Below are 20,458 nucleotides of genomic sequence, written 5' to 3'. Positions count from 1 at the left end.
TTTCTGACGTATTTGAGCGCAAAATCCTACATTCAGCTGTTCCAGCGCCACGGAGCGGTTATCCTTTATCACGCACCCGCCACGATTCTTTTCCTGCGCACCCGGGAACTTGTCGGGTTGCTCAACTTACTCATGCTATAGCCCGGCGTTTCTGATCGACCGGACACTGCGAATCCAACTTTTGAGAGCCCCATTATGTCCACCGAAAAATCCACCATCCTGGTCGTCGAAGACGACGACATCGTGCGCATGCTGATCGTCGATGTGCTGGATGAGCTGGAATTCAAGGTGCTGGAGGCCGATGGCAGCGAACAGGCGCTGGAGTTTCTCAACGACAGCGACCAGGTCATCGACCTGATGATGACCGATGTCGGACTGCCGGTGATGGACGGCCGTGAACTGGCCACCCAGGCACGTCTGATACGCCCCGCACTGCCGGTGTTGTTCGCCAGCGGTTATGCCGAAAGCATCGACGTGCCCGCCGACATGCATGTCATTGGCAAGCCGTTCTCCATTGACCAGCTGCGCGACAAGGTCACCGGTATCCTCGTCAACGCTTGATCCGAGTCGAGCAGGGCCGGGGATCCTGCGCGGTTGTGGTTTAATTGCGCCCCTTTTTTCGCCCTGCCCCCACGTTTCAAGGAACCCCCTGCATGAATCAGCCCCGCGCCACCCGCGTTCTGGTCATTGGTTATGTCTGGCCCGAACCCAAGTCGTCGGCGGCCGGCGGGTATGTGATGCAACTGCTCGGGACGTTCCTGCAACAAGGCTGGGACGTGACCTTCAGCAGCCCGGCCGGGCCCGGCGAACATCAGGAAGACCTGACCGCGCTGGGTATCCGTGAAGTGCCGATCGAGTTGAACAACAGCAGCTTCGATGCTTTTGTCAGCCAATTGGCCCCGGATATCGTGCTGTTCGAACAATTCATGATGGAAGAGCAATTCGGCTGGCGCGTGGAAAAGCACTGCCCCGGGGCCTTGCGTGTGCTGGGCACCCAGGACCTGCAAAGCCTGCGGCATGCCCGGCATCAGCGGCTCAAGGATCGCCTGAAGGCCAGCGACGACGACAATGACTTCAGCGACCTGTTTGCACCGGCCCTGCGCGAAGAATTCGAGCTGATGGCCGAAACCGATATGGCCAAGCGCGAAATCGCCGCGCTCTATCGCTGTGACCTGAACCTGATGATTTCCGAAGTGGAAATCGAGTTGCTGGTCGAACAGTTCAAGGTGCCACGCAGCCTGCTGCACTGGTGCCCGCTGACGGTCGAACCGTCCAGCGCGCCATCGGCCCCCTTCGAGACCCGTGCGCACTTCCTCAGCATCGGCAACTTTCGCCACGCACCCAACTGGGATGCGGTGCTCTGGATGAAAACCACCGTCTGGCCGTTGATTCGCCAGCAGTTGCCGACCGCGCAACTGCACATCTACGGGGCCTATACGCCCCCCAAGGCCACCGCCCTGCACAATGCGGCCCAGGGCTTCCACGTGCTGAACTGGGCGCAAGATGCGCTGCAAGTGATGACGGCGGCGCGGGTGCTGCTGGCGCCGCTGCGTTTCGGCGCGGGCATCAAGGGCAAGATTCTCGACGCGATGATCTGCGGTACGCCGAACGTCACCACCCCCATCGGCGCCGAAGGCATGCACGGCGAGGCGGCCTGGCCCGGCGCGGTGACCCGCACGGCGCAAGCGTTCGCCGATCAGGCCGTGCAGTTGTACCGGGATGAAACACGGTGGCGGAACGCCCAGCAACTCGGGCTGGCACTGTTGTCCGAACGTTATCGGCAGACGATCCACGGGCCGGCCCTGATCGAGCGGCTGATGCAGATCCGGCAACACCTGGAACAACTTCGCCGGGACAACTTTACCGGCAGCATGCTGCGTCACCACCAGCACAAAAGTACCCAGTACATGGCGCAATGGATCGAAGCCAAGAATCGCCCGGTGTAAGGGATACTTCCTGTAGCAAGCTGGGGCTTGGCTTTGGCTGTCCCAGTGCTTATACCTGTGCACGCCCCTGTAGGAGCGAGCTCGCGCCTACAGGGCCGGTGCTCTGTCAACACGTGTTCCCAAGGCCGGGAACCTTCGAACAAAGGAATGTATATGCCACTGAACAAACAAGCCTGGATGAGTCACGTCCCCGACATCGACAAGTTGCGACTGACCGACATCATCTGGCCCGGCGCGCACAACGCCGGCATGGACAAAAAAGCTCCCAACCATGAAGTGGTCTTCGGCAACTGGGTGACCTGCCAGAACGATTCCTTCGCCTGGCAGCTGGATAACGGCGCGCGGGCGTTCGATTTGCGCCTGGGTTTCAAGCAGGCCAGGGACCAGCCGATCTTCTATTTCCATCACAGTGGTCACCAGTCCCATCGGGTGCTCGATGATCTGATCGAAGCCGTCCTGAACTTCCTGGACCGCAACAACGACGAATTCATTGTGCTGGACTTCCACCAGCTGGGCGATAACAAACCCTTCGACTCGGTGCAACTGGGCGAGGTCCTGCTGCGCCGGCTCGGGCACCGCGCCCTCTCCTGCTACGATGCAGCAAAAACCGTGGGCGAACTCAAGGAGGCCAGCGCGCTACGTCGCATCGTCATGGCCGCGCCACCGCTGTCTGGCCTCGACGGCGAATTCTTCTGGCCGCGCATCCCGCACAAATGGTCGGGCAAACCATTCACCGATACCGAGCAGTTGCACCGCCATATCAAGGACACCCTGGAAGACGCCTATTACGAGCGGTTCCTGTGGTCGCTGTCGGCGACCAGCTACACGTTCCTCGGCGGGCCGCAACACATCAAGACCCAGATCAACGACTGGTTCAACTCCTCAGGGGAATGGATCATGCGTTGCAGCATCATCAATACCGACTTCTTCGACGAGTCGCAGATCGTGCGCTACTGCTGGAGCGCCACGGCCGAGAAGGCCCTCGAGGCCGAGAGCCTGCACGAAGTGCGCTGAGGTTGCGCGCCTGCACTGGCGTCAGGCGCCGGGAAAGAGGCATGATCGGCAGGCGATAACAAAAAAAGCGCCCCGCCATGACCCGAACCGCCCGAGTGACCGACCCCTCCTACGAACTGATGGACGACCACAACGGCTTGTCCATCATTTATCGCCAGCACGGCTTCCCCTGCCCGCTGGTGCGCTGGCACTTCCACAAGGAATACGAGCTGCACCTGATCGTCGCCAGCTCCGGCAAGGTGTTCATTGGCGACTACATCGGCAACTTCTACCCGCAAACCCTGTTCCTCACCGGCCCCAACCTGCCCCACAACTGGATCAGCCAGGTCGGCGAGGACGAAGTGGTGCCCAAGCGTGACATGCTGGTCAACTTCACCGACGAGCTGTTCGAGAGCGGCCATCAGGTGTTTGCCGAACTCAAGACCCTGGCACCACTGCTGGAGCGCGCCCAGTACGGCATCGAGTTTCGCTGCAAGCACACGATCGGCCAGGCCATGACCTTGATGCAGCGCATCGCCGACACCCAGGGCGTGACCCGGCTCGGGCATTTTTTCATTCTGCTGGAACTGCTTGCCAGTACCGACGATTACCAACTGCTGTCCGGGGCGACGACCGCGCAACTGGCGGACGAACACAACGTCGATCGCACCAACCGCGCGGTGGATTACATCTTCGCCCACTACGCCCGCGAACTGCCGCTGGAGGAAGTCGCCGAGCACCTGGGCATGAAGCCGACCTACTTCAGCCGCGTGTTCAAACAGGCGACGGGCCGCTGTTTCATCGAATTCGTCAACCGGCTGCGCATCAGCAAGTCCTGCGAGTTGCTGGCCGACGGCGACAAACCGGTGACCGACGTGTGCTTCGAGTCCGGCTTCAACAATATTTCCAACTTCAACCGGCGATTCCAGCAGCTCAAGGGCATGACGCCCTCCCACTACCGGCGCCTGGCGGTGCAACGCCTGACCGAGCAGAACCTGGGCTGATTCCCTGCAATCTCCCTGTGAATGAGGTCCCTGTGGTAACGAGCCTGCTCGCGATGAGAGAGTGTCAGCTCACAATCATGCGCCTGACACACTGCTATCGCGAGCAGGCTCGCTCCCACAAGTAGGGCCTCTTGGCCACAAAACCTGTACAGATCCGATACCCCTCAACCGCCACAAAGCCCTTCCCTGCGTCTCCCTCAGCAAACCCCAGTGCAAAATAGTATCGATTCAAGTGCGATGAATGATTTGTTTCATCATCGATTGAAGGCTGTAATCAGCGCAGATTCTTCCTGTCGTCGGAAGACACAAAAACAATAACTGTCCTTCTGCCACCCGCCGGGCGCAGAAAAGGAGTGCACGATGCAACCTTCTGTAAAAGCTCTGCTAGCCCTCACCTGCATGACCCTCAGCAGCGTCAGCCTTGGCGCCCAGACCCTGACCATCGCCACCGTCAACAACAGCGACATGATCCGCATGCAGAAGCTCTCGAAGACCTTCGAGGCCGAGCACCCGGAGATCAAGCTCAATTGGGTGGTGCTGGAAGAAAACGTCCTGCGCCAGCGCCTGACCACCGACATCGCCACCCAGGGCGGGCAGTTCGACGTGCTGACCATCGGCATGTACGAAGCGGCACTGTGGGGTGCCAAGGGTTGGCTGGAGCCGATGAAGGATTTGCCGGCCACGTACGAACTCGACGACGTGTTCCCGTCGGTGCGTGAAGGGCTGTCGGTCAAGGGCTCGCTGTATGCGCTGCCGTTCTACGCCGAAAGTTCCATCACCTATTACCGCACCGACCTGTTCAAGGAAGCCGGCCTGACCATGCCCGAGCGTCCGACCTGGACCCAGATCGCGGAGTTCGCCGGCAAACTCACCCACAAGGACAAGGAACAGTACGGCATCTGCCTGCGCGGCAAGGCCGGCTGGGGCGAGAACATGGCCTTGATCACCACCGTCGCCAACGCCTATGGCGCACGCTGGTTCGATGAAAAATGGCAGCCTGAATTCAACGGCCCCGAGTGGAAAAACGCGCTGAACTTCTACGTCGACACCATGAAGAACGCCGGCCCGCCCGGCGCCTCCAGCAACGGCTTCAACGAAAACCTGGCGCTGTTCAACAGCGGGAAATGCGCGATCTGGGTCGATGCCAGCGTCGCCGGTTCGTTCGTCACCGACAAGACCCAGAGCAAGGTCAGCGACCACGTCGGCTTTACCTACGCCCCCCACGAAACCACCGACAAAGGTTCGGCCTGGCTGTATTCCTGGGCGCTGGCGATCCCCACCAGCTCCAAGGCCAAGGACGCGGCGAAAACCTTCAGCGCCTGGGCCACTTCCAAGGAGTACGGGGCCCTCGTCGCCAAAACCGATGGCATCGCCAACGTACCACCCGGCACACGCGCCTCGACCTACAGCGCCGACTACATGAACGCCGCACCGTTCGCCAAGGTCACGCTGGAGTCGCTCAAGGCCGCCGACCCGAGCAAGCCTGGCGCCCGTCCGGTGCCGTACATCGGCATTCAACTGGTGACCATCCCCGAGTTCCAGGCGGTGGGCACCCAGGTCGGCAAGCTGTTCTCGGCGGCGCTGATCGGTCAGACCACGGTCGACCAGGCCCTGGCCGCCGCCCAGCAAACCACCGAACGCGAGATGAAGCGTGCCGGGTATCCAAAATAACCCGCACTTTTCCCTGAGGGAGCGAGCCTGCTCGCGATGGTCTTGCTGTTGCGGCGGTGTCCACTGACACCTTGTCGCGAGCAGGCTCGCTTCCACGAGGGTTCTCTATAGGTCTGCAGGACTCGGTCAAACGCCATGAATACCTCTACTGCCAAAACCCACATGGACATCCCCCAGCCGGTGCGCAAAAGCCGGCTGGCCAATCCCGGCTGGTTTCTGGTCAGCCCCTCGGTGGCGTTATTGCTGCTGTGGATGATCGTGCCGCTGGGCATGACCCTGTACTTTTCGATGATCCGTTACAACCTGCTCTACCCCGGCGAAAACGAATTCGTGGGGCTGGAGAACTTCACCTATTTCCTGACCGACTCCGGGTTCATGCCCGGCGCCACCAACACCCTGTTGCTGGTGGGCAGCGTGCTGCTGATCAGCGTGGTGTTCGGGGTGCTGATCAGCGCCCTGCTCGAGGCTTCCGCGTTTTTCGGTCGCGGCATCGTGCGGGTGATGCTGATCTCGCCGTTTTTCATCATGCCCACCGTCGGGGCGCTGATCTGGAAAAACCTGATCTTCCATCCGGTGTCGGGGATCCTGGCCTACGTCTGGAAGCTGTTCGGCGCGCAACCGGTGGACTGGCTGGCGCATTACCCACTGCTGTCGATCATCATCATTGTCTCGTGGCAATGGCTGCCTTTCGCGATCCTGATCCTGATGACCGCCATGCAGTCGCTGGACCAGGAACAGAAGGAAGCCGCGCGCCTGGACGGTGCCGGCCCCATCGCGATTTTCTGGCACCTGACCCTGCCGCACCTGGCACGCCCGATTGCCGTGGTGGTGATGATCGAGACCATCTTCCTGCTGTCGGTGTTCGCCGAGATTTTCACCACCACCAACGGCGGCCCCGGCTATGCCTCGACCAACCTCGCCTACCTGATCTACAACCAGGCGCTGGTGCAGTTCGACGTCGGCATGGCCTCCGCTGGCGGGTTGATCGCGGTGGTGATTGCCAACATCGCGGCCATCGTGCTGGTGCGCATGATCGGCAAAAATCTGACAGACAAAGCCTGAGGCCTGCGCCATGACCCTTCAACAATCCCGTCGCCTGCAAAGCCTGCTGCTGGGCACCCTGGCCTGGGCCATCGCGATCCTGATCTTCTTCCCGATCTTCTGGATGGTGCTGACCAGCTTCAAGACCGAGATCGACGCGTTCGCTACCCCGCCGCAGTTCATCTTCATGCCGACCCTGGAGAACTACCTGCACATCAACGAGCGCAGCGATTACTTCAGTTTCGCCTGGAACTCGGTGGTGATTTCGTTCAGCGCCACCGCCCTGTGCCTGCTGATTGCGGTGCCCGCCGCCTACTCCATGGCGTTCTACGAGACCCAGCGCACCAAGGGCACGCTGCTGTGGATGCTCTCGACCAAGATGCTGCCGCCGGTGGGCGTGCTGATGCCGATCTACCTGCTGGCCAAGAGTTTCGGCCTGCTCGATACACGCATTGCGCTGATCGTGATCTACACCCTGATCAACCTGCCGATCGTGGTCTGGATGGTTTACACCTACTTCAAGGACATCCCCAAGGACATCCTCGAAGCCGCCCGCCTGGACGGCGCGACCCTGGCCCAGGAAATGCTCCGGGTGCTGCTGCCGATCGCCAAGGGCGGCCTGGCCTCCACCGTGCTGCTGTCGCTGATCCTGTGCTGGAACGAGGCGTTCTGGTCGCTGAACCTGACCTCGTCGAAAGCCGCGCCCCTGACCGCCCTGATCGCCTCGTACTCCAGCCCCGAAGGGCTGTTCTGGGCCAAGTTATCGGCGGTCTCGACCCTGGCCTGCGCGCCGATCCTGATCTTCGGCTGGATCAGCCAGAAACAACTGGTGCGCGGGCTTTCGTTTGGTGCCGTGAAATGAAGACTTGCCCAATTCCTGATCCAACACAAAACCCTGTGGGAGCGAGCCTGCTCGCGATGACGGCCTGTCATTCAATATTGATGTATCCGACACACCACCATCGCGAGCAGGCTCGCTCCCACAAAAAAATCGCGCCCGATTCAACTGAATAAAAACAAGCGGAGGCCCACCCCATGGCCAACCTGAAAATCAAGAATCTGCAAAAAGGCTTCGAAGGCTTTTCCATCATCAAGGGCATCGACCTGGAAGTGAACGACAAGGAGTTCGTGGTGTTCGTCGGCCCGTCGGGTTGCGGCAAATCCACCCTGCTGCGGCTGATCGCCGGCCTCGAAGAAGTCAGCGGCGGCACCATCGAACTCGATGGCCGCGACATCACCGAAGTCAGCCCGGCCAAACGCGACCTGGCGATGGTGTTCCAGACCTACGCTTTGTACCCGCACATGAGCGTGCGCAAGAACATGTCGTTTGCCCTCGACCTGGCCGGCGTGTCGAAAGCCGAAGTCGAGAAGAAAGTCGGCGAGGCCGCGCGCATCCTGGAACTGGGGCCGATGCTCGAGCGCAAGCCCAAGCAACTGTCCGGCGGTCAGCGTCAGCGGGTGGCCATCGGCCGGGCGATTGTGCGCAACCCGAAAATCTTCCTGTTCGACGAGCCGCTGTCCAACCTCGACGCGGCGCTGCGCGTGCAGATGCGCCTGGAGCTGCTGCGCCTGCACAAGGAACTGCAGGCAACGATGATCTATGTGACCCACGATCAGGTGGAAGCCATGACCATGGCCGACAAGGTCGTGGTGCTCAATGGCGGCAAAATCGAGCAGGTCGGCTCGCCCCTGGACCTCTACCATCATCCGGCCAACCTGTTCGTGGCGGGCTTTCTCGGCACGCCGAAAATGGGCTTCCTCAAGGGCCAGGTGGTCAGCCTCGACAGTCAGCGCTGCGAGGTGGCGCTGGACGCCGGCACCCGCATCACCCTGCCGTTCAGCGGCGCCCACCTGAGTGTCGGCGCGGCGGTAACCCTGGGCATCCGCCCGGAACACCTGGAGCTGGCCAAACCCGGCGATTGCACCCTGCAGGTCACCGCCGACGTCAGCGAACGCCTGGGCAGCGACACCTTCTGCCACGTGCTGACCGCGTCCGGCGAAGCCCTGACGATGCGCGTGCGCGGCGACCTGGCCAGCCGCTACGGCGAAACCCTGAGCCTGCACCTGGACGCCGACCACTGCCATTTATTCGATGCCGACGGCGTTGCGCTGGCCCGTCCGCTGCGCGCGGCGGCCTGAACGAGAGACTTTGCGATGAAACTGAACACACACAACCTGAACCACCTCGCTCCCGAGGTGATCCTGCCGGGCTATGCCCTGAGCGACACCCGCCAGGGCATCGCCCACATCGGCGTCGGCGGTTTCCACCGCGCCCACCAGGCGTATTACACCGACGCCTTGATGAATACTGGCGCCGGGCTGGACTGGGCGATCTGCGGCGTCGGCCTGCGCGCCGAGGACCGCCGTGCCCGCGATGACCTGCGGGAGCAGGACTATCTGTTCACCCTGTTCGAACTGGGCGACACCGATGACACCGAGGTCCGGGTCATCGGCTCGATTCGCGACATGCTGCTGGCCGAGGACGGCCCGCAGGCGTTGATCGACAAACTGGCGAGCCCCGAGATTCGCATCGTTTCGCTGACCATCACCGAGGGCGGTTACTGCATCGACGACAGCAACGGCGAATTCATGGCGCACCTGCCGCAGATCCAGCATGATCTGGCGCACCCGGACGCCCCGACCACCGTGTTCGGCTTCCTCTGCGCCGCCCTGGCCAAACGCCGCGCCGCCGGCACCCCAGCGTTCACCCTGATGTCCTGCGATAACCTGCCACACAACGGCGCGGTCACCCGCAAGGCACTGCTGGCCTTCGCCGCGTTGCGCGATGCCGAGCTGGGCGAGTGGATCGCTGGCCACGTGAGTTTCCCCAATGCCATGGTCGACCGCATCACGCCGATGACCAGCACTGCCCATCGCCTGCAACTGGCCGACAAACATGGCGTCGACGATGCCTGGCCGGTGGTCTGCGAACCGTTCGTGCAATGGGTGCTCGAGGACAAATTCGTCAACGGCCGCCCGGCCTGGGAACAGGTCGGCGTGCAATTCACCGACGACGTCACGCCCTACGAGGAAATGAAGATCAAGCTGCTCAACGGCAGTCACCTGGCGCTGACCTACCTGGGCTTCCTCAAGGGCTACCGCTTTGTCCACGAAACCATGAATGACCCACTGTTCGTGCGCTACATGCGCGCCTACATGGACCTGGACGTGACCCCGCAGCTGTCGCCGGTGCCGGGCATCGACCTGGGCGACTACAAGGACACCCTGGTCGAGCGTTTCTCCAACCAGGCGATTGCCGATCAGCTGGAGCGCGTGTGTTCGGACGGCTCGTCGAAGTTTCCCAAGTTCACCGTCCCGACCCTCAACCGGCTGATTGCCGACGGCCAGGAAACCAAACGGGCGGCGTTGGTGGTGGCAGCCTGGGCCCTGTACCTGAAGGGGGTCGACGAAAACGGCGACACCTATTCGATCCCCGACCCACGGGCGGCGTTCTGCCAGGCCCTGGTGGCCGACGATGCGTTGATCACCCAGCGGTTGCTGGCGGTCGAGGAGATCTTCGGCACGGCGATTCCACGTTCGGCCGAGTTTGTGGCAGCGTTCGAGTGGTGCTGCAACAGTTTGCGGGAGGTGGGGGTTTCGCGGACGCTGGAGCGGGTGTTGGCTTGAGCGAGGCGGTGCGACGATTCGACCTGCTCGCGAAAAGCTTCACCCTGGATCGAACTGACATCCCAAGGATCTTTGCATGCCAACCCAACCACTTTTCCTCGGCATCGACTGCGGCACCCAGGGCACCAAGGCCATCGTCCTCGACGCCGCCAGCGGCCAGGTCCTGGGCGAAGGCGCCGCCGCGCACACCCTGATCAGCGGTGCCAATGGCCGGCGCGAACAGGACACCGCGCAATGGCTCGAGGCTTTTACGCTGGCCACGCGCCGTGCGCTGATCGCCGCCAACGTCGACGGCCAGGCCATCCTCGGCCTCGGTGTGTCCGGCCAGCAACACGGCCTGGTGCTGCTCGACGACGAAGGCCGGGTGCTACGCCCGGCCAAACTGTGGTGCGACACCGAAACCACGGCGGAAAACGATCGCCTGCTCAAGCACCTGGGCGGTGAAAAGGGCTCGCTGGAGCGCCTCGGCGTGGTCATCGCACCGGGCTACACCGTCTCCAAACTGCTCTGGACCAAAGAGCAGCACCCCGAGGTGTTTTCGCGGATCGCCCATGTCCTGCTGCCCCACGATTACCTCAACCACTGGCTGACGGGCCGCCGTTGCAGCGAATACGGCGACGCGTCGGGCACCGGTTATTTCAACGTGCGCACTCGCCAATGGGATGTGCAGCTTCTGCGCGACATCGACCCCAGCGGCCGCTTGCAAGCGGCATTGCCGGAGCTGATCGACGCCCATCAGCCGGTCGGCACGCTCCTGCCGGACATCGCTCGACAACTGGGCCTGAACCCGCAGGCGCTGGTGTCCAGCGGGGGCGGCGACAACATGATGGGGGCCATCGGCACCGGCAACATCCAGCCGGGCGCCATCACCATGAGCCTCGGCTCGTCCGGCACCGTATACGCCTATGCCGATCAGCCACGGGTCAGCCCCGATGCCTCGGTCGCGACCTTCTGCTCCTCCAGCGGCGGCTGGTTGCCGCTGATCTGCACCATGAACCTGACCAACGCCACCGGCGTCATTCGCGAGCTGCTCGACCTCGATGTCGCGCAGTTCAACACGCTGGTTGCGCAGGCGCCCATCGGGGCCGACGGCATCAGCATGCTGCCGTTTCTTAACGGTGAACGCGTCCCCGCCTTGCCCCACGCCACCGGCAGCCTGTCGGGCCTGACCATGACCAACCTGACCCGGGCCAACCTGTGCCGCGCGGTGGTCGAGGGCACCACCTTCGGTTTGCGTTACGGGCTGGACCTGCTGCGTCACAATGGCTTACAAAGCCGCAGCATCCGTTTGATCGGTGGCGGCTCGAAGAGCCCGGTGTGGCGCCAGATTGTCGCCGACATCATGAATACGCCGGTGGTCTGCACCCGGCACAGCGAAGCCGCCGCCCTCGGCGCGGCGATCCAGGCGGCGTGGTGCACGTCGCGGGCAAACGGTGGTGAAGAAAGCCTGGCGGATGTGTGCGAGCGTTGCGTGACACTCGACCCGGCCAGCGAAACCCTGCCGATTGCCGCCAACGTGGCGGCCTCTCAGCAGGCCTATGAACGCTATCAACAGCATGTCGCAACCCTTTAACGAGCGAACAACTATGTATCTGGTGTGTGGCGAAGCGCTGTTCGACTTCTTCAGTGAAGATGACGCCAGCGGCCTGGCTTCAAAAGTGAATTTCAAGGCGATTGCCGGTGGCTCGCCGTTCAACGTCGCGGTCGGCCTGCGCCGCCTGGGCGTGGACGCGGCGCTGTTGGCCGGGCTGTCCACTGACTACCTGGGCCGGCGCTTGCGGCAGGTGTTGCAGGAGGAAGGCGTGCGCGCGGACTACCTGGTGGATGTCGCCGCGCCGACCACCCTGGCCATGGTCGCGCTCGGCGCCAACGGGTCGCCGCAATACAGCTTCCGTGGCGAAGGCTGCGCAGACCGGCAGTTGCGCATCGAGCACCTGCCAGACCTCGGTGCCGAGGTGCATGGCTTGCACATCGGCTCGTATTCGCTGGTGGTACAGCCCATTGCCGACACCCTGCTGGCCCTGGTGCAGCGCGAAAGCGGCCAGCGCCTGATCAGCCTCGACCCGAACGTGCGGCTCAACCCCGAGCCCGATATCGAGCGCTGGCGTTCACGGGTGGCGACCCTGGTGGAGTTGGCCGACCTGATCAAGGTCAGCGACGAGGATTTGCACCTGCTGTATCCGCAGCAGGACCCGGCGCAGGTCATCGACGGCTGGTTGCAGCATCGTTGTCAGTTGGTGTTCCTGACCCGGGGCGGCGACGGCGCGACGGTGTTCAGCCGCCGACATGGCACCTGGTCGGTCCCCGCCGCTGCGGTGAAGATCGCCGACACCGTGGGCGCGGGCGACACCTTCCAGGCGGCGCTGATTACCTGGTTGACCGAACACGGGCTGGATTCGATCGAGGGTGTGCGTTCGCTTGAGCGCGAACACATCCACGGCATGTTGAAATTTGCCGTGCAGGCCGCAGCCTTGACCTGCAGCAAGACCGGGCCGGACCTGCCGTATCGGCAGCAGCTGGGTCTTCGCTGAGCCAGAGGGCTCCCTCGCGAGCAGGCTCGCTCCTACATTTTGACCGAGTTGATTCAGGACGAATACGGTCGAAATGTGAGAGCGGGCTTGCTCGCGAAAGCGGCCAGCATCACACCTTCAACTTTGCAGTCACAACACCGAAAAGTTATAGCTGACGATCAACCGCGTCTCATCCACATCCCGGGCAAACTGCTCGTAGTTGGTCCGGTATGTCGCATTGCGCAGGCGCAGGCTGACGTCCTTGAACGTCCCGCTCTGCACCACGTACTTGAGCTCGGTGTCGCGTTCCCATTCCTTGCCTTCCTGATCGCTGCCCAGCACCTTGATGTGGTCGCCGTTGACGTAGCGGGCCAGGAAACTCAGGCCGCTGAGGCCGACTGCCTTGAAGTCATAGTCATAACGCACCTGCCACGAACGCTCCTGCGCGGCGGCGAAGTCGTTGACCTGCACATAGTTGACCAGGTACGGGTTGGTGCCATCCAGGTACGGCATCGAATTGTCGCCGTTCATGCGCTGCCAACCGGCGCTGAAAGTGTGCCCGCTGAGGGCATAGGCGAGCATGCCGCTGAGCGCGCGGTTATCGATGGACCCGGCGCGCTCGGCACCGCTGTCGGCACTTTTGAGCAGGCGCACATCGGCCTTGAGCACGCCGTCACCCAACGGCTGGCTGGCCAGCAGGCCGACAAAGTGCTGACGGTAAATGTCCTCCAGTTCCGCGTAGTGATACTGGGCCGTCAGGCGTTCGTTGATCTTGTAGTCAACGCCATACATGTCGAAATGATCGGCGGTGATGTTGCACGCATAGCGCTTGTTCTTGCAGTGCACGCGGATGTCCTGGGCATCGGTGGAATCCCGCGCGGTGTACTGGTCCAGCCGCGCGGCCATGAAGGTCAGGTTCTTGATTTCCTTCGAGGTCAATTGCGCACCGTTGAACATCGTCGGCAGCAGCCGGCCATCGTTGTACTTGAGCAGCGGCACATCCGGCAGCAACGCGCCGTACTTCAGCACACTCTCGGACACCCGCACCTTGGCGGTCAGGCCGAGCTTGGCGTACTGGTCCACCGAACCGCGCGGATCGTGCCCCGTGGACGGCAGCAAACCGCTGTTGCTGCTGTCGGCGCTGGAGTCGAGCTTGATCCCGAGCATGCCCAATGCATCGATACCGAAACCCACCGTGCCTTCGGTGTAACCCGATTGCAGGTTGAGAATGAAGCCCTGCGCCGACTCTTCACGCTTGGACGCGCCCTGCTCCGTGGACGTGTGCCCATCGCGAAAATCACGATTGAAATACACCGTGCGCGATTCGACTTTCGCCGTGGTGTCCTCGAAAAACCCGCTGGCTCGCGTCTGGACGGAAAAACTGGCGCACAGGGCCAGGGCGCCAAGGCCGAATGCCTGGCGGGCGGTGATCAATTGAAAGGGGGGACGCATGAAAAAGCTCCAACAGTGCAGCGTTTGCGCAAGGCGCAACAAGCCAAAAAAAGCGTCATCCCGGACAGAAACTGGCCAGGATGAGAAGAACACGCGGGGTGTAGGGCAATGATGGCAGAGGGCTTTTATGCGCTACAGACGACTTTAGTCGGAACGCGTCTGGCAAAATCGCCCTGCGCGACAGGCGGCATTCAGCCGGTTTAACCATCGCTTAACGCTGCGGTCCAATACTTCACTGGACCGCACGCCCTCAGGTCCCCCCTGACGCCCAGTGCGGCTGGCTCGACGCCTTGGCATCGAGTTGACTCGCCTCTGCACTGGAGAACACCCATGAACACCCGCACATTGCTGATCACCACCGCTCTCGCCTGCAGCGCCTTCGCCGGGCTGGCCCAGGCCAACGACACCCAGGCGGTGCCTTATCAATACGGCATGCCGCTGCACGTGGCCAAAGTGGTTTCGCTCAGCGAACCCGAAACCGTGGAATGCAAAGTGGTGACAGCGGACATGAAGTACATCGATGCGGCGGGCAAGCCTGCAGAGATCACCTACCGCAAACTGTCGCAAGCCTGCAGTCAACAAAACTGACGGTGTGATGGGAACGACAACGGGTCTGGCGTGTGCCAGACCCAGCAGGAACGACCGCGCGTTACAACGCCTGGCGATCGGGGTGCAGCGGTTGCATCTCGGCACGCTGTTGCATGTCCGTACGCAGCCCGGCAATCAGGTTGTTGATTTCCCGAGAACTGGTGAGCGACTTGGCATCGATGCCGGTGGCCAACAGGTCCACTTGATCGGTCTGACCGTCGGCGAATACTTTCACGGACATCAACAGATCGGGCGACAGCGAGCATTGGCAACGTTTGGGCAGGAAGCTGCTTTCAATGATATTGCGAAGTTCCAAGGCAGACAGAAACATGACGACCCTCTCCTGAGTGTGCGACAGCCAGCTAATAATTGGGTACTGACTCTGTAAGACCCGGCCAGTTTTTACAGACAGGTACAGCATAAAACATGCCCTGAATTTCGCCGTGCAGCTCATCGGTAAATCAAGGGGTTAGCCAACTGATCCGTTATTGAGCCCATGCAATTTGCAATAACGCCGGTTTTTACGCCTGCAAATTGCAACGCACGGAGTCCAATGTGGGAGCGAGCCCGCTCGCGATGAACGCAGGGTCGCCGTGATTATCGTTGGCGACCATCGCCAGCAAGCCGGTCGCTTCCATGGGAAATTCCGGATCGTGATTACACGGCCTGCAGCGCCGCGCGCTCGGCCACATGCCGCAAGCTGTCGAAATTGATGTTGGCGCCGGAATCGATGGCGATCAGGGTCTTGCCCTTGGCGCCCATTTGCGCCACGTACTTCTTGATTCCGGCCACCGCCAGCGCGCCGGAAGGCTCGGTGATCGAGCGGGTATCGTCGTAGATGTTCTTGATCGCGGAGCACAGTTCGTCGTTGCTGACGGTCAGGACCTCATCGACGCAGAAGCGGCAGATTTCAAAACCATAGGCGCCGATCTGGGCGACGGCGACACCGTCGGCGAATGTGCCGACGCTGGGCAGGATGGTCCTTTCGCCCACCGCCATCGCCGCTTGCAGGCAGGCGGAATGCTCCGACTCGACGCCGATGATGCGCACCTCCGGCCGCAGGTACTTGACGTAAGCGGCGATGCCCGCGATCAAGCCGCCACCGCCCACCGGAACAAAGATCGCCTCCAGCTCCCCCGGGTGCTGGCGCAGGATTTCCATGGCCACGGTGCCTTGCCCGGCAATCACGTCCGGGTCGTCGAACGGCGAGACGAAGGTGCGACCGCTGCGCTCGGCCAGTTCCAGGGCGTGGGCCAGTGCAAAGGGGAAGCTGTCACCGTGCAACACCGCTTCGGCACCGCGACTGCGAACCCCGAGCACCTTGAGTTCCGGGCTCGTCGAGGGCATGACGATGGTTGCGCCAATTCCCAGCTCCCGTGCCGCCAACGCCACCCCTTGAGCGTGATTGCCGGCGGACGCGGTGATCACGCCACGGGCCTTCTGCTCATCACTGAGTTGCACCAGCTTGTTGTACGCGCCACGGATCTTGAAGGAAAAGGTCGGCTGCAAATCCTCGCGCTTGAGCAACACCCGGTTGCCCAGCGCTTCGGACAACGCCGGTGCAGCCTGCAACGGCGTACGCACCGCCAGCTCGTACACCGGCGCGGCGAGGATCTTTTTGACGTAATGCTCAAGCAAGGTCTGCTGGGCGGGCGAGTGGTTCATGGTCGTCTCCTGACGCTGATCAAAACCCCGGAGACAGAAAGTGAAAACCCGCCTCTAGGGCGGGTTGGGTGCTGCAGTCGTGAGCTAGCCCGCCAAATGAGGAATGGCGGTAATAATGCTTGGCTGGCAGCGCAGTACGGTGAAAGTCATGGCTGGAAATTAGCCGGGCGCGCCGGGCAAGTCAATGATCAATTGCAGATCGCCTTCGCGAGCAAGCCTGCTCCCACAGGAGATTGGCAGGCAGATCACTTCGCCAGCCTCCGCAGCCCCAGCACCATCACTCCGGCGCCTGCCATCATCGCGCTGAGGAACAACGGGTACGACACCCACCACGGCGTGCCGGCGGTCATCATGCTGAATTCGGACATGCCGCCGATGCTCGCGATCAGGTTCAGCGGCAGGAACACCACGTTGATCAGGGTCAGTTTGCGCAGCAGGTTGTTCATGCTGTTGTTCATCAGGTTGCCACGGGCCTCGATCAACCCGGAGAACACCGTGGAATAGATTTCCGCCTGCTTGTAACACTGGTTGTTTTCGATGATCAGGTCGTCGATCAGGCTGATGGCCTCGGCGCTGAAGCGCTGTTTTTCCGCGTGGTTGCGCAAACGGGTCAGGACCGCGCCGTTGCTGTGGATCGCATTGATGTAATAGATCAGGCTCTCGCTGAGATTGAACATCTGGATCAGGTGCTGGTTCTGCATCGAGCGGTTGAATTTCTGCTGCAACTCGCGCGCAACCAGCTTGATCACCTTGAGGTGGCCCAGGTAGTGATGGATGTTGTTGAACAGCAGGTCCAGCAGCACATCCAGTGGCGTATTCAGACGTTGCCGGGTGCCGAGACCGTGCAGCGGCGAATCGTCGGTGGCGATCACCAACAGACGCTGGGCACAGAACAGCAGGCCGCAGGACGACACTTCAAAGGCCAGGCTATCGGCACCGGAATAGTTTTCCGGGCGCTTCCAGATCAGAAACAGATTGTCGGGATGAAACTCGATACGCGACACCTCGTCCGGGTCCAGGGCCGAGGCCAACGCGTGTTCATCGAGCTTGAAATGGCTGTGCAGCAGGTCACGCTCGGCGGCATCGGGATTGCTGAACAGCATGACTTCAGCGTCCAGCCGCTCGACCGCCTGCAACACCCCGTTGTTCAGTTGAAAGCTCTTGATCATCGGCCGCTTACCAGGCCTGGCCGCGACGTTTGAGTTCCAGCCGACGCACGAACTCCTCAAGCACCAGCGAGTACAAGTCGTCCTGCAAATAGGCGTCCTCGATGCCGGCGTCCATGTTCGGGTTGTCGTTGACTTCGATCACCACCACCTTGTCGCCGGACTGTTTGAGGTCCACGCCATAGAGGCCGTCGCCGATGAGATTCGCGGTCTTCACCGCCAGCTCCACCACGGCCCGCGGTGCTTCGTGGACCGCCAGGGTGCGGCATTCGCCGTTGATGTCCTGACCCTTGGCCTTGTGGTTGTAGATTTGCCAATGGCCCTTGGACATGAAGTACTGACAGGCAAAGATCGGTTTGCGATTGAGCACGCCAATCCGCCAGTCGTATTCGGTGTAGAAAAACTCCTGAGCCAGCAACAGCACCGAGTGTTCGAACAATTCGGCGGTCGCCTCAAGCAGGGCCTGCTGGCTTTCCACCTTGATCACTCCCCGGGAGAAACAGCCGTCGGGGATCTTCAACACCAATGGGAAACCCAGGCGCTCGCCCACACGTTCAAAGTCCTGCGGTCGTTCCTTGTAGAGGATTTCGGTGGCCGGCATGCCCAACTGATGGCTCTTGAGCAGGTCGGTGAGGTAGACCTTGTTGGTACAGCGCAGGATCGAGGTCGGATCATCCATCACCACCAGCCCTTCGCTCTCGGCTTTCTTGGCAAATCGGTAGGTGTGGTTGTCGACACTGGTCGTCTCACGGATCAGCAGACCGTCGTATTCGGCGATGCGCGCATAGTCCTTGCGCTCGATCAGCTCGACATCAATGCCCAGTGTCTTGCCGACACGAACGAAATTGTCCAACGCTGCGGGGTTGGAAGGCGGCAGCGCTTCCTGCGGGTCGTGCAGGATCGCCAGGTCGTAACGGGCCACCCGTCGTGAACGCGGCAGGCGCCAGATCTTGCGACTGAAACTGTCGAGCGAGTGGGCGAACTGATCTTCCTGATCTTCCCTCAACTTATGCAGGGCGCCTGACTTTATGCCCTCGATGTGCCAACCGTTAGTTCGACGAAAGTCAACCAGCAATATCGGACAGGCGAACACTTCAAATAACTGCCGCGCCAGATCCTGCAGCGGTTCTATATGGGTCTGGCCAAAGTAAAGCGTCAGGGTAAAGCCTTCGGTGTCACTGTAAAGATGATGACTGAGGGCCTTTTCCAGGGTTTTGTCCAGGTCGTCCAGGGCGAGGCCGTACAACGACTTGCGGGTCAATTCACTGATGGTACGCACCGACGGAATGACCTTGTGCCCTCGCGCTTCGGCCAGCAGCGAGCAGTAATAGCCGTGCCCCAGGTACTTGTAGCTGCGGCACAGGTTGATGACCTGAACCCGCTTGCCCTGCTCGTTCCCGCGTGTTTGCTCAAGGTATTCCTGGGCGCTGACGATGTCTTCGCTGGGAAAATAGGACGCCCAATCTTCCTTGCGTTCGACGATGATTATCAACTGACTGGAAGTTCTGACACCCGCATTTAAATAAGTTGCCGCCGCTAAACTTTGCTCGGATACTTCGCGCCAATGACCCTGTACCGCTGACATAGAGATTGATCCGTTGGAGAACAAGACCTTTTCTATTAAGCACGAACTTTTTCGAAAGTCCCGTTTCGTTACGCAACTTTTACGGCGGTCATATGAATACTGTCTTTCGCCTGGCGGTAGTTGAGGATTTACCTGAACTGCTGGCCCTTGAACAGCAATGCTTCACCACGGACCGGCTCACCAGTCGCAGCTTTCAGTGGATGATCAACCGCGCCCATGGGCAGCTCTGGGTGGCTGACCGGCACGGGCAATTGCTGGGTTACGCCGTGGTGCTGTTTCATCGCGGCACATCGCTGGCCCGCCTGTACTCGCTGGCTATCGCCGAACAGGCCCGCGGCAGCGGGTTGGGCAAACAGTTGCTCGAACGCATCGAAGCCTGCGCCCTGGCCCATGACTGCGCGTACTTGCGACTGGAAGTGCGCATCGATAACCCGGCGGCGATTGCCCTGTATGAACGCAATGGGTATCGACGCTTCGCCCTGATCCACGACTACTACCAGGACCACGCCGACGCGTTGCGCCTGGAGAAGCGCATCCTTGAGCACCGCGATTCGCGCAACATCAAGGTGCCCTGGTACGGGCAGACCACCGATTTCACCTGTGGCCCGGCATGCCTGTTGATGGCCATGGGCGCATTGCAGGCTGCCCGCGTGCTGGAGCGACGAGAAGAGCTGCAGATCTGGCGCGAGGCAACCACCGTGTTCATGACCTCGGGCCATGGCGGGTGCAGCCCGCAGGGCCTGGCGCTTGCAGCCGCGCGGCGTGGCTTCCGGGTGCAGCTGCAAGTCAGCATGGCCGGGCCGTTGTTTCTCGAAGGTGTGCGCGACGCGCATAAAAAAGACGTCATGCGCCTGGTGCACGATGAGTTCATGGCCCAGTTGAACGTGACACCTGTCGAACAGTTGATAGGCGTCCCGCTGGACCTGCCACGCCTGCTCGCCGATGGCGGCCAGCCGCTGGTGCTGATCAGCAGCTACCGGCTGACCCGCTCGAAATCGCCCCACTGGGTGGTCGTTACCGATTGCGACGAAGAATTCGTCTACCTGCACGACCCCGATGTGGATCATAGCCAGCATCGTCAGCCCATGGATTGCCAGCATTTGCCGGTCAGCCAGGCCGAGTTCCAGAAGATGTGCAGCTTCGGACGCGGCAAATTGCGGGCGGCGGTGGTGCTCTACCGCACTGAGAACGATTGACCGCCCCCCTGTCG

17 protein-coding genes and 1 pseudogene are annotated in these 20,458 nt (G+C 61.5%); 13 read left to right on the top strand and 5 right to left on the bottom strand.

The window, feature by feature from the left end; translation table 11 throughout:
- Window positions 1-195 precede the first annotated feature (195 nt).
- The 11 genes from IB249_RS25870 (at window position 196) to IB249_RS25820 (ending at window position 12,813) form a co-directional block, all read left to right on the top strand.
- Window positions 196-561 (top strand): response regulator, encoded by a 366-nt coding sequence (locus tag IB249_RS25870; protein ID WP_192308641.1) that lies wholly within the window; start codon window positions 196-198, stop codon window positions 559-561.
- Window positions 562-653: 92 nt separating this feature from the next.
- A complete protein-coding gene (locus tag IB249_RS25865) occupies window positions 654-1,946 on the top strand; it encodes a glycosyltransferase (RefSeq protein ID WP_192308639.1) in 1,293 nt (430 codons plus the stop codon).
- 153 nt (window positions 1,947-2,099) lie between these two features.
- Window positions 2,100-2,960 (top strand): phospholipase, encoded by an 861-nt coding sequence (locus tag IB249_RS25860; RefSeq protein WP_225607197.1) that lies wholly within the window; start codon window positions 2,100-2,102, stop codon window positions 2,958-2,960.
- A gap of 77 nt (window positions 2,961-3,037) precedes the next feature.
- A complete protein-coding gene (locus tag IB249_RS25855; RefSeq protein WP_192308635.1) occupies window positions 3,038-3,943 on the top strand; it encodes an AraC family transcriptional regulator in 906 nt (301 codons plus the stop codon).
- Window positions 3,944-4,303: 360 nt separating this feature from the next.
- Window positions 4,304-5,614 carry an ABC transporter substrate-binding protein gene (locus IB249_RS25850; RefSeq protein ID WP_192308633.1) on the top strand — a complete coding sequence of 437 codons (1,311 nt, stop codon included), beginning with the start codon at window positions 4,304-4,306 and terminating at the stop codon, window positions 5,612-5,614.
- 135 nt (window positions 5,615-5,749) lie between these two features.
- Window positions 5,750-6,676, top strand: a complete 927-nt coding sequence (locus IB249_RS25845; RefSeq protein ID WP_192308631.1) for a carbohydrate ABC transporter permease — start codon at window positions 5,750-5,752, stop codon at window positions 6,674-6,676.
- Window positions 6,677-6,686: 10 nt separating this feature from the next.
- Window positions 6,687-7,517 carry a carbohydrate ABC transporter permease gene (locus IB249_RS25840; RefSeq protein ID WP_192308629.1) on the top strand — a complete coding sequence of 277 codons (831 nt, stop codon included), beginning with the start codon at window positions 6,687-6,689 and terminating at the stop codon, window positions 7,515-7,517.
- A 173-nt stretch (window positions 7,518-7,690) separates the two neighbouring features.
- Window positions 7,691-8,794 carry an ABC transporter ATP-binding protein gene (locus IB249_RS25835; RefSeq protein WP_192308627.1) on the top strand — a complete coding sequence of 368 codons (1,104 nt, stop codon included), beginning with the start codon at window positions 7,691-7,693 and terminating at the stop codon, window positions 8,792-8,794.
- Between the two features lie 15 nt (window positions 8,795-8,809).
- Window positions 8,810-10,282, top strand: coding sequence for a mannitol dehydrogenase family protein (locus IB249_RS25830; protein ID WP_192308625.1), 1,473 nt, complete (start codon window positions 8,810-8,812; stop codon window positions 10,280-10,282).
- Window positions 10,283-10,358: 76 nt separating this feature from the next.
- Window positions 10,359-11,855 (top strand): xylulokinase, encoded by a 1,497-nt coding sequence (gene xylB, locus IB249_RS25825; protein ID WP_192308623.1) that lies wholly within the window; start codon window positions 10,359-10,361, stop codon window positions 11,853-11,855.
- Between the two features lie 13 nt (window positions 11,856-11,868).
- The gene (locus IB249_RS25820; protein ID WP_192308621.1) at window positions 11,869-12,813 is read left to right on the top strand and encodes a carbohydrate kinase family protein; all 945 of its coding nucleotides are present in this window, start codon (window positions 11,869-11,871) and stop codon (window positions 12,811-12,813) included.
- Window positions 12,814-12,942: 129 nt separating this feature from the next.
- Here the strand turns inward: IB249_RS25820 and IB249_RS25815 are convergent, their stop codons facing one another.
- On the bottom strand, window positions 12,943-14,244 hold the full coding sequence (locus IB249_RS25815) for an OprD family porin (protein WP_192308619.1): 1,302 nt from the start codon (window positions 14,242-14,244) through the stop codon (window positions 12,943-12,945).
- Window positions 14,245-14,574: 330 nt separating this feature from the next.
- Here IB249_RS25815 and IB249_RS25810 point away from each other — a divergent pair, with 330 nt between their 5' ends.
- The gene (locus IB249_RS25810; protein WP_192308618.1) at window positions 14,575-14,832 is read left to right on the top strand and encodes a DUF2790 domain-containing protein; all 258 of its coding nucleotides are present in this window, start codon (window positions 14,575-14,577) and stop codon (window positions 14,830-14,832) included.
- Between the two features lie 61 nt (window positions 14,833-14,893).
- Here the strand turns inward: IB249_RS25810 and IB249_RS25805 are convergent, their stop codons facing one another.
- The 4 genes and pseudogenes from IB249_RS25805 to IB249_RS25790 form a co-directional block, all read right to left on the bottom strand.
- Window positions 14,894-15,163, bottom strand: a complete 270-nt coding sequence (locus IB249_RS25805; RefSeq protein WP_192308617.1) for a DUF1652 domain-containing protein — start codon at window positions 15,161-15,163, stop codon at window positions 14,894-14,896.
- 338 nt (window positions 15,164-15,501) lie between these two features.
- Window positions 15,502-16,497 (bottom strand): annotated as a pseudogene (ilvA, locus tag IB249_RS25800) (threonine ammonia-lyase, biosynthetic); the annotation flags it as partial.
- A 245-nt stretch (window positions 16,498-16,742) separates the two neighbouring features.
- Window positions 16,743-17,666, bottom strand: a complete 924-nt coding sequence (locus IB249_RS25795) for a magnesium transporter CorA family protein (protein WP_192308615.1) — start codon at window positions 17,664-17,666, stop codon at window positions 16,743-16,745.
- Between the two features lie 7 nt (window positions 17,667-17,673).
- A complete protein-coding gene (locus IB249_RS25790; protein WP_225607196.1) occupies window positions 17,674-19,248 on the bottom strand; it encodes a RimK family protein in 1,575 nt (524 codons plus the stop codon).
- 92 nt (window positions 19,249-19,340) lie between these two features.
- Here IB249_RS25790 and IB249_RS25785 point away from each other — a divergent pair, with 92 nt between their 5' ends.
- On the top strand, window positions 19,341-20,444 hold the full coding sequence (locus IB249_RS25785) for a GNAT family N-acetyltransferase/peptidase C39 family protein (RefSeq protein WP_192308614.1): 1,104 nt from the start codon (window positions 19,341-19,343) through the stop codon (window positions 20,442-20,444).
- The last annotated feature ends 14 nt before the right edge of the window (window positions 20,445-20,458 follow it).

Origin of the sequence: Pseudomonas sp. PDM04, from assembly GCF_014851765.1 — a bacterium.
Lineage (GTDB): Bacteria > Pseudomonadota > Gammaproteobacteria > Pseudomonadales > Pseudomonadaceae > Aquipseudomonas.
This window is presented reverse-complemented; position numbering and strand designations above follow the sequence as displayed.